Source organism: Devosia sediminis (assembly GCF_016411825.1).
GTDB lineage: Bacteria > Pseudomonadota > Alphaproteobacteria > Rhizobiales > Devosiaceae > Devosia > Devosia sediminis.
This window is the reverse complement of sequence record NZ_JAEKMH010000012.1, coordinates 1-8,177: the sequence shown is the minus strand read 5'-3', so window position 1 is coordinate 8,177 and position 8,177 is coordinate 1. Positions and strand designations below refer to the sequence as shown.

At 62.2% G+C, this 8,177-nt stretch carries 10 protein-coding genes and 1 pseudogene; 6 read left to right on the top strand and 5 right to left on the bottom strand.

What is annotated here, in order from left to right:
• Positions 1 to 162: 162 nt before the first annotated feature.
• Positions 163 to 372, bottom strand: a complete 210-nt coding sequence (locus JEQ47_RS20430) for a hypothetical protein (RefSeq protein ID WP_035086491.1) — start codon at positions 370 to 372, stop codon at positions 163 to 165.
• 120 nt (positions 373 to 492) lie between these two features.
• On the opposite strand from JEQ47_RS20430, the gene JEQ47_RS20425 reads away from it, so the two are divergent.
• A complete protein-coding gene (locus JEQ47_RS20425) occupies positions 493 to 801 on the top strand; it encodes a PadR family transcriptional regulator (protein ID WP_035086534.1) in 309 nt (102 codons plus the stop codon).
• Positions 776 to 2,002, top strand: coding sequence for a chromate efflux transporter (gene chrA / locus JEQ47_RS20420; RefSeq protein ID WP_198878264.1), 1,227 nt, complete (start codon positions 776 to 778; stop codon positions 2,000 to 2,002). Before JEQ47_RS20425 ends, chrA (JEQ47_RS20420) begins: the two co-directional genes overlap by 26 nt.
• On the opposite strand, the gene JEQ47_RS20415 is transcribed toward chrA (JEQ47_RS20420), so the two are convergent.
• The 3 genes and pseudogenes from JEQ47_RS20415 to JEQ47_RS20880 form a co-directional block, all read right to left on the bottom strand.
• The gene (locus JEQ47_RS20415; RefSeq protein WP_051961021.1) at positions 1,989 to 2,804 is read right to left on the bottom strand and encodes a phosphatase PAP2 family protein; all 816 of its coding nucleotides are present in this window, start codon (positions 2,802 to 2,804) and stop codon (positions 1,989 to 1,991) included. The genes chrA (JEQ47_RS20420) and JEQ47_RS20415 overlap by 14 nt on opposite strands.
• A 224-nt stretch (positions 2,805 to 3,028) precedes the next feature.
• A complete protein-coding gene (locus tag JEQ47_RS20885) occupies positions 3,029 to 3,139 on the bottom strand; it encodes a hypothetical protein (protein WP_236021046.1) in 111 nt (36 codons plus the stop codon).
• 65 nt (positions 3,140 to 3,204) lie between these two features.
• Positions 3,205 to 3,426: pseudogene (locus tag JEQ47_RS20880) on the bottom strand (MBL fold metallo-hydrolase); the annotation flags it as partial.
• Positions 3,427 to 3,511: 85 nt separating this feature from the next.
• Between JEQ47_RS20880 and JEQ47_RS20405 the strand changes: the two are divergent.
• Positions 3,512 to 4,174, top strand: a complete 663-nt coding sequence (locus JEQ47_RS20405; protein ID WP_046110301.1) for an ArsR/SmtB family transcription factor — start codon at positions 3,512 to 3,514, stop codon at positions 4,172 to 4,174.
• A 22-nt stretch (positions 4,175 to 4,196) separates the two neighbouring features.
• Positions 4,197 to 5,381: an MFS transporter gene (locus JEQ47_RS20400; protein ID WP_236021044.1), complete on the top strand. Its 1,185-nt coding sequence runs from the start codon at positions 4,197 to 4,199 to the stop codon at positions 5,379 to 5,381.
• Between the two features lie 6 nt (positions 5,382 to 5,387).
• Here the strand turns inward: JEQ47_RS20400 and JEQ47_RS20395 are convergent, their stop codons facing one another.
• Positions 5,388 to 5,489 (bottom strand): hypothetical protein, encoded by a 102-nt coding sequence (locus JEQ47_RS20395; RefSeq protein ID WP_407931798.1) that lies wholly within the window; start codon positions 5,487 to 5,489, stop codon positions 5,388 to 5,390.
• Positions 5,490 to 5,876: 387 nt separating this feature from the next.
• Here JEQ47_RS20395 and JEQ47_RS20390 point away from each other — a divergent pair, with 387 nt between their 5' ends.
• Entirely contained in the window at positions 5,877 to 6,698 is an 822-nt protein-coding gene (locus JEQ47_RS20390) for a chromate resistance protein ChrB domain-containing protein (protein WP_198878263.1), read from the top strand.
• On the top strand, positions 6,698 to 8,065 hold the full coding sequence (gene chrA / locus JEQ47_RS20385; RefSeq protein WP_052732092.1) for a chromate efflux transporter: 1,368 nt from the start codon (positions 6,698 to 6,700) through the stop codon (positions 8,063 to 8,065). The genes JEQ47_RS20390 and chrA (JEQ47_RS20385) overlap by 1 nt, the downstream gene beginning before the upstream one ends.
• Positions 8,066 to 8,177 lie beyond the last annotated feature (112 nt).

Here is an 8,177-nt window from a genome sequence, read left to right as displayed (position 1 = left end):
TAGCTAGCATTACTGGCTTAGGAGCTACGTTCAATTCTCCCGGCACCCAAAGACCTCGCTCTGTTGATTGGCTATTGTCGCCCACCATATTGCAGCGACCGAACAAGGAAATTTGCTGCAGACGCGCCTGCCGCCAGTGTCACCGTACCTCCACCATTTCGTCTATCGCCAGGCGCTTTCGTTCTTGCTTTCGTAGTCGCTAAACGCCTTCTTGATGCCGCCCAATACCTCGGCCGACGTCTCGAACATGGCTTTGAGCTGCGGCTCATCAACCTTCTCAATGTCCTGGCGCAGGTGGTCCATCAGCTCCTGAAGGCGCTGCTGCATCTGTTGGGTTTGGTGGCGTGGATCGCGGTCTGTTTCGCTGGCCATGAAAGCCTCCTATGATTGCCGTGGACTCATCGCGCGATGAGTTGTCAGGATAACAACCTCTTCGTACAATCGGTTCCCGATATCGAGATTCGATTGTGTGGAACTCAATGCGATTGCAGCATGGAACACCAGGAACTGCTGGCAGGCTTCATCCGGATGCATATCCTGCATCATGCGGCGGAAGGGGATCTCTATGGTCACTGGATGATCGAGGAACTCGCCCATCACGGCTACAAAATCAGCCCGGGCACGCTTTATCCAATGCTGCACGCAATGGAGCGCAAGGGGTATCTCACGTCCAGGAGCGAGCGGGTCGGGCGGTCCGTGCGGCGGGTCTATCGCGCAACACCTTACGGCATCGAGGGCCTGCAAGCAGCTCGCGACAAGATCGGGGAGCTGTTTCATGAGGTCGGCAGTAGCAAATCCTGACACCACGGAAGGTACGTCCCGTGGCTCAGCAGGAGAGGTCTTTCGCGTTTTCCTGAAGCTGGGATTGACGTCGTTTGGTGGACCCATAGCCCATCTGGGTTACTTTCGCGACGAGCTGGTCACCCGTCGCAAATGGATCAGCGAGGAAGGCTATGCCGACCTCGTGGCGCTCTGCCAGTTCCTGCCTGGGCCGGCATCAAGCCAGGTAGGCTTTTCCCTGGGCCTGCTGCGGGGTGGACCGCTGGGCGCCTTGGCGGCCTGGTCAGCGTTCACCCTGCCTTCGGCTTTGCTCCTGCTGTTCTTTGCTTTTGGGGCAAGCTGGTTCGAAGGCAAGGTCGGCGCGGGCATTCTCCACGGCCTCAAACTGGTGGCTGTTGCCGTCGTGGCCCAGGCCGTCTGGGGCATGGCCAGGACCCTGGCTCCTGACCGCGAGCGGGCCGGCATCGCCCTGTTCGCCGTTCTGCTGGTCATCTTTGTCAGCGGATCCATCGGCCAGGTTGCGGCGATTGTCGGGGGTGGTCTCCTGGGGCTGTGGCTCTGCAGGGGGATGCCACCCAACCCAGTTGGTCACCCTGCATTCGGTGTGCCCAAGGCAGTGGGATGGTCGGCGCTTGCTGTGTTCTTCATCCTGCTGGTCGGGCTTCCGGTCGTCGAGGCTCTTGCATCCTCGCAATCCCTATCCCTCTTCGACGCCTTCTATCGGGCCGGCGCACTGGTGTTTGGTGGTGGCCACGTGGTCTTGCCGCTCCTCGAAACCGAAGTGGTGCGAACCGGCTGGGTGTCGAGCGATGCCTTCCTGGCCGGATATGGCGCGGCCCAGGCCGTTCCGGGTCCGCTCTTCACCTTCGCCGCCTATCTCGGCGCGGTAATGCAACCTGAGCCCGCGGGCCCAATGGGCGCTGCTATAGCCTTGGTGGCGGTGTTCCTCCCGGGTCTATTGCTGGTGGTCGGTGCCCTGCCGTTCTGGGATGCATTCCGCACCAGGCCAGTCGCGCAAGCGGCGATGCGCGGTGCCAATGCCGCGGTCGTTGGCGTCCTGGGAGCAGCTCTTTACAATCCGGTCTGGACCAGCGCCGTGCTCACACCCGCCGACTTTGCTCTGGCCCTTGCCGGCTTCCTGCTGCTGACTGTGTGGAAAACCGCCCCGTGGATTGTGGTTGTTTTGCTCGGCCTAGGTGGAGCGCTGCTTACGCTGATCTGAGGGCCGATCGACGGAAGAACCGGGCCGGGGCAAACCGTGTTCGCCTCGGCCGCAGGCGGCCAAAATCATCATAGCGGAACATCAGGCCACGACGGGCGAAGACATGCGCAAGCCAATATGTGAAGGCCGCGCCAACCGCCCAACCCATCAGCGTGTCGCTCATCCAATGCATGCCGACCAGTTGCCGGGACACGCAGATAAGAACGCCTGCGGTGACGAAGAGCGCCCGAAGGCGCGGAAAAACCAGCGCCAATGAAAGTGCCATTGCCGCAGCCGTTGCCGAATGCCCGGAGGGAAGTGCGGCGAAGTCGGAGTGCATCGCAAAGGGCTGGAATGAAAGGTAGCCTTCGCTGTCCAATAGGACCGGACGAGCCCGGCCTATTGCATATTTGAGCACCAGCGCCAGGAGGCCGCCACCCGCCACCGAGAGAAATATGAAAGCCGCCCCAGCGGTAACGGCGTTCAGTCCTGCTTTCACACGGCGTCTCAGAGAGATCACCGGGACCAGCGCGCTCAACAAGAGCAAGAGTCCGGTGGTGACCAACACCTCGACACCCTCGCCGAGGTCAGTGACGAAGTGTGCGATGGGCAGCAGGTCTTCTGGAAAGGACTGCATCCAGATACCGAGGGTGTAGTCACTTCCGGCCATCATGGCTGCAGCCGGCAGCGCCAGTAAAACGACTATAGGCCAGGGCCGTTCAAATAAGGCTCGGCCCGCTTTCGGCGGCATGGCCGGAGTGGCAAATAGCCTTTGGAAGCCAGCTCGGATACGACCGCTTCCACGGCTCTGCACCAATTCCATAGTCACCCTCCGTGGATATCAATCTGCGTGATAGCCGACCCTTGCGCCGGACCCAACATACCCATCAACAAATTGAAAGAGTGGTGCAGTGCGTTTGGACCCAGGTCCCCCTCGAAGTGCTACCGCGGGGAGACCCGTCATCTCATATCCCTGTTCGGACAACGGTCCCTTCTGGAATGTGAACTGCCAAGACCAAGCGCATAGCGGCAGGGCAAAGTGCGCGACTAAAAAACTAGGACCTTGTCGGCGGTCATTGATGCCGCCGCCAAGGCATCCATGGTGCTTCTGGCCGCTCCGTCGACGACATCGGCCTGAGCGAGACCCCTTGCGTCCAAGCAGCTTCCGCACAGCAGAACCTGTCCTTTGGCCGCCAGGACGCGCCAGCGAACAGCACATATTTGGCGCCGCTCGCCTCCGCCAGGATACGACCGGACGAGATGTGGTCGGCATGGATATGCGTATCGATCACGTAGAGTATCTTCATGCCGGTGGTGGCGGCAGCTTCGAGATAAGGCTCGACGGGGCCGATTGGATCGATCACCGCCGCTGATGCCTTGCCGCCGCAGCCCAGAAGATAGGACGCCCCTACGGGATCGAAGTGTAGAAACTGGCGCAGGATCATGATGGCACTCCGTTGGATCAACCCTTGTGGATGGATCTGTGTTGGTATATTCAATATTTCAATTGAATGATTGAGCAGTGATCTGATGTCAAGTCCTTCACCGAAGCTCGCCCTGTTTAAGCAGTTCGCCCTGGTCGCCAAGACGCTGGGTCACCCCCAACGGCTCGAGCTGATCGAACAACTCGGCCAGGGGCCGCGCAGCGTCGATCTGCTCGCAGAAAAGCTTGGGGCGCCCATCGCAAATGTCTCGCAGCACCTGCAGACCATGCGGCGGGCGGGGCTGGTCGCAGCGGAGCGGCAGGGAAAGTTCGTGGTCTACAGGCTGGCTGACGACAGTGTCCTGGCGGCCATGAAGGCGATCCGGCGGGTGGCAGAGAACAATCTGGCCGAAGTGGACAAGATTGTCCGGGGCTATTTCGAAGAGCGCGATAGCCTCGAGCCGGTCACCCGCGAGGAGCTGAGCGGTCGCCTGCGCGACGGTATGGTCACCGTGCTCGACGTCCGTCCTGCCGACGAATTCGCGCTGGGCCATGTGCCCGGAGCGTTGAACGTGCCGCTCTCCGAACTCGACGCCCGCCTGGCGACGCTCGACCCCGAAAAGGACATCGTCGCCTACTGCCGTGGAGCATACTGCGTCATGTCTTTTGAGGCTGTGTCGCGCCTTCGGGCACAAGGGTTCAGTGCCCGGCGCCTTGAAGACGGCATGCCCGAATGGGTGGCGGCGGGCAATGCCGTCGCGTCGTCATAGTTGGGACCGAGGAACCGCAACCATGCAGCCCATGCACCGACAAGTCTTCCTGCTGGCAACCGCGCAGGCCCTGTTCCAGATCGTCTCCGTCCTGGTGATGACCATCGGCGGCCTTGCTGGCAGCATTCTGGCGCCATCGCCCGAACTCGCCACCGCTCCCATCGCAGCCATGTTCCTGGGCACGGCGGTATCGACCGTTCCCGCCTCGATGTGGATGACACGTGTGGGTCGCAAGATCGGCTTCGTCTCCGGAGCAAGCCTGGGCACATTAGGCGGCCTGCTGGCAGCCGGTGGGATGATGACCTCGTCGATCGCGCTGCTGTGCGCCGGCACGTTCCTGGCGGGAGGCTACCAGGGCTTCGCGCAGTTTTATCGTTTCGCTGCCGGTGAAGTGGCGGACGATCGTTTCCGGCCCCGGGCCATCTCGCTTGTGCTTGCTGGCGGAGTGGTTGCAGCCCTGGTCGGTCCGCTGCTGGCCCGGTGGGGCGGCGAACTGATGCAGCCAATGTACACCGCTTCATTTCTGTTCCTAGCGGCAACGTCGGCCATCGCAGTCGGCGTGCTGATGGGGGTGAACGTCCCGAGGACAGTGGATACTGCCGATGAGCGTGCTGCGGTCCGGCCCCTCGGCGATATCGTGCGCCAGCCAACGTATTTGGTAGCCCTCTTCGGCGCGGTCACCGGCTATGGCATCATGATCCTGGCGATGACTGCCACTCCCCTGGCGATGACACACCACGACCACGACCTGACAGCGACTGCGACGGTCATTCAACTCCACGTGCTCGGCATGTTTCTGCCGTCGTTTTTCACCGGATCGTTGATCGCGCGATCCGGTGTCTTGCGGATAATGCTTGCCGGCATCGTCCTGCTCACCGCTCACGTGCTGCTAGTCCTGTCGGGGACCGGGTTCTACAGCTTCACCGCCGCGTTGATCCTTCTCGGCGTGGGCTGGAACTTTCTTTATATCGGTGGCACGAACCTGCTGACCCGGACCTACACGACAGCCGAGAAAGGTAAGGCGCAAGCGACCAACGACCTCACCATCTTTGTCGTGGGGTTGGCGGCATCGCTCAGCGCCGGGGTGCTGCAGAACACCATCGGCTGGCAGGCGTTGAACGTATGGCTTCTGCCCTGGCTGGCTGCGGCGGCGGCAGCGATCCTCTGGCTGCAGATGTCCCCGAGGGGCGCCGCCGTTCGCGCCTGAGCGGGCTCAGCCCCTCGGCGCAAATACAATGATGGCGGCGGCGACCAACGCCAGTGCTCCGCCAATCAGGTCCCAGCGATCCGGGGCATGCCCCTCCGCCAACGACAACCAAAGCAGGGACGGTGGGGGAATGCCGCCTCATCGAGACACTAAGTCCGCATGTTGGGACAATCGCTAATAGGCACGCGCTGCCTGTCGTCGCGGCTGCACTCGCGGACAGACGGCTTCTAGGAGGTCGCCAGGGCCGATCAAGGGGCCGGAATGGGGCGCGATGCCGCTCGGCTGCTGCCGACACCATCTCTGTCGCCAAACAGTTCTCATTTCTCGCTCGGGCAGCTGCCATACGGTGGAGGCGATCTGTGTTTTTGGCTGCTATGCCATGTTGACGATCAGCCCCGGATGTCGGTAATTGCAGCCCATGGGGATTGCGAGCTCCCCACAAGGCGCCAGCTGAAGATCGCGTTCCTTTTCAACCCCGGCGACGGAGGAACGCAAATGCCTGCGCCCAATGCCATTTCATCCGACAAACTCACCCGCATCATCGGAACCCCGCGCGCACCCCACGTGTTCGATGTGCGGTCGGAAGAAGATTTCGCGGCCGATCCCAGGTTGCTCCCCGGTGCCACGCGGGTAGATGACCAGGCCCTTGCCGCCCTTGCGGAACAACTCGGCGGGCAGCCGTCGATCGCAGTTTGTCAGACCGGTCACAGGCGCAGTCAGGGCACTGCCGCCTTGCTTCGCGCCGAAGGTTGCCCGTCCGAATATCTCGAGGGCGGGTTCGAGGCCTGGCGCTCTGCCGGGCAGCCGCTGATCGATCCGGCGAAGCTGCCTGCGCGCGACGCGCAGGGCCGCACCATGTGGGTCACGCGCTCGCGGCCCAAGATCGACCGCATCGCGTGCCCCTGGGTGATCCGTCGCTTTCTCGACCCACGCGCCGTCATCCTGTTCGTGGCGCCCGCCGAGGTGGTGGGTGTCGCCGAACGCTACAATGCGGCGCCCTTCGACATCGAGGATGTGTTCTGGAGCCACCGAGGCGAGCTCTGCACATTCGAAGTGATTCTGGCCGAATTTGGCTTGAGCATTCCCGCCCTCGATCGGCTCGCAGCCATCGTGCGCGGGGCCGATACAGCTCGGTTGGATATTGCGCCCGAGGCGGCAGGGCTTCTTGCCGCTTCACTCGGTCTGTCGAGGATGTATTCCGACGATCTGGAACAGCTCGAAGCCGGGATGCTTCTATACGACGCCTTCTATCGATGGGCGCGGGATGCCAGCGACGAGACTCACAACTGGCCATCCAACAAGCCGAAGGCAGAATGATGCAGGACAGGGCGTACCCCACCCTGGCGGAGGCTACCCGTATCTGGGCCCGCATTGGCCTGCTGAGCTTTGGCGGTCCAGCAGGCCAGATCGCGCTCATGCACCGCATCCTCGTCGAAGAGCAGCGCTGGCTGGGTGAGAAACGGTTCCTTCACGCGCTCAACTACTGCATGCTGCTGCCGGGACCGGAAGCCATGCAACTCGCCGTCTATATCGGCTGGCTGATGCATCGCACCCTCGGCGGCATCATCGCGGGCGTCCTCTTCGTGCTGCCCGGCGTCGCGGCGATCATGGCGCTGAGCTGGATCTATGCGCTCTACGGCAATGTCGGCCCGGTCGAGGCGCTGTTCTTCGGGCTCAAGGCCGCGGTGCTGGCCATCGTGGTGCAGGCGGTCATTCGCATCGGCTCGCGTGCGCTCAAGAGCGGGGCGATGGTCGCCATCGCCGCCGCCTCCTTCGTGGCGATCTTCGGTTTCGCCATTCCGTTCCCGCTCATCATCCTCGTTGCAGGCCTGATCGGTTTTTTTGGCGCGCGTGCGGGTCTGCCAGCATTCCATGGTGGCGGCGGACACGGCAAGGTGGGTAGCGTCCAGGTCGATGACGCCGATACCCTGCTGGGCGAAGAGTCGCCGGATCACACGCAGGTCAACCGGGCTTGGGCGTTCCGCATATCGGCAGTGTTCCTCCTGCTCTGGCTGGCTCCTGTCGCCCTGTTGTTCGCCGTGTTCGGTCCGGCCAATGTCTTTGCCCAGATCGCGGGCTTCTTCAGCGTCATGGCTGTGGTGACCTTCGGCGGCGCCTATGCGGTGCTGGCCTATGTCGCCCAAGAGGCGGTGCAGAACTACGGCTGGCTTGCTCCAGGCGAGATGCTGGACGGGCTCGGCATGGCCGAGACCACGCCCGGGCCACTTATCATGGTGACGCAGTTCGTGGGCTTCATGGGAGCCTTTCGCGATGCGGGCAGCATATCGCCCTTGATGGCGGGAACGCTGGGCGGGCTGCTGACGACATGGGTGACGTTCACACCCTGCTTCCTCTGGATATTCCTAGGTGCCCCGTTCATCGAGCGCTTGCGAGACAACAAAGTGCTAACAGCAGCCCTGACCGCGATCACGGCCGCCGTCGTGGGTGTCATCCTGAACCTTGCCGTCTGGTTTGGCCTGCACGTCATCTTCGAGGAAGTCAGGACAATCACGACCTTCGTCCTCCATCTCGATGTGCCCGTCTGGTCGTCGATAAATCTGGCGGCTGCGGCACTGGTGCTGGCCGCGCTTGTCGCGGTGTTTCGCTTCAAGATTGGGCCCGCTACTGTGCTGGCAGGCTGCGCGATAGCCGGTCTCGTATTGCACTTCGCTGGGATGGTGTAATTCATGATCCTTGATGATGGGGCATACTGCCTCTGGCTCATTGGGAGCCCTTACATCTGCCTAATCGAAGCGTCCGCGTATTGCCTTTAGGGCTTTCCACCCCATCACCCCG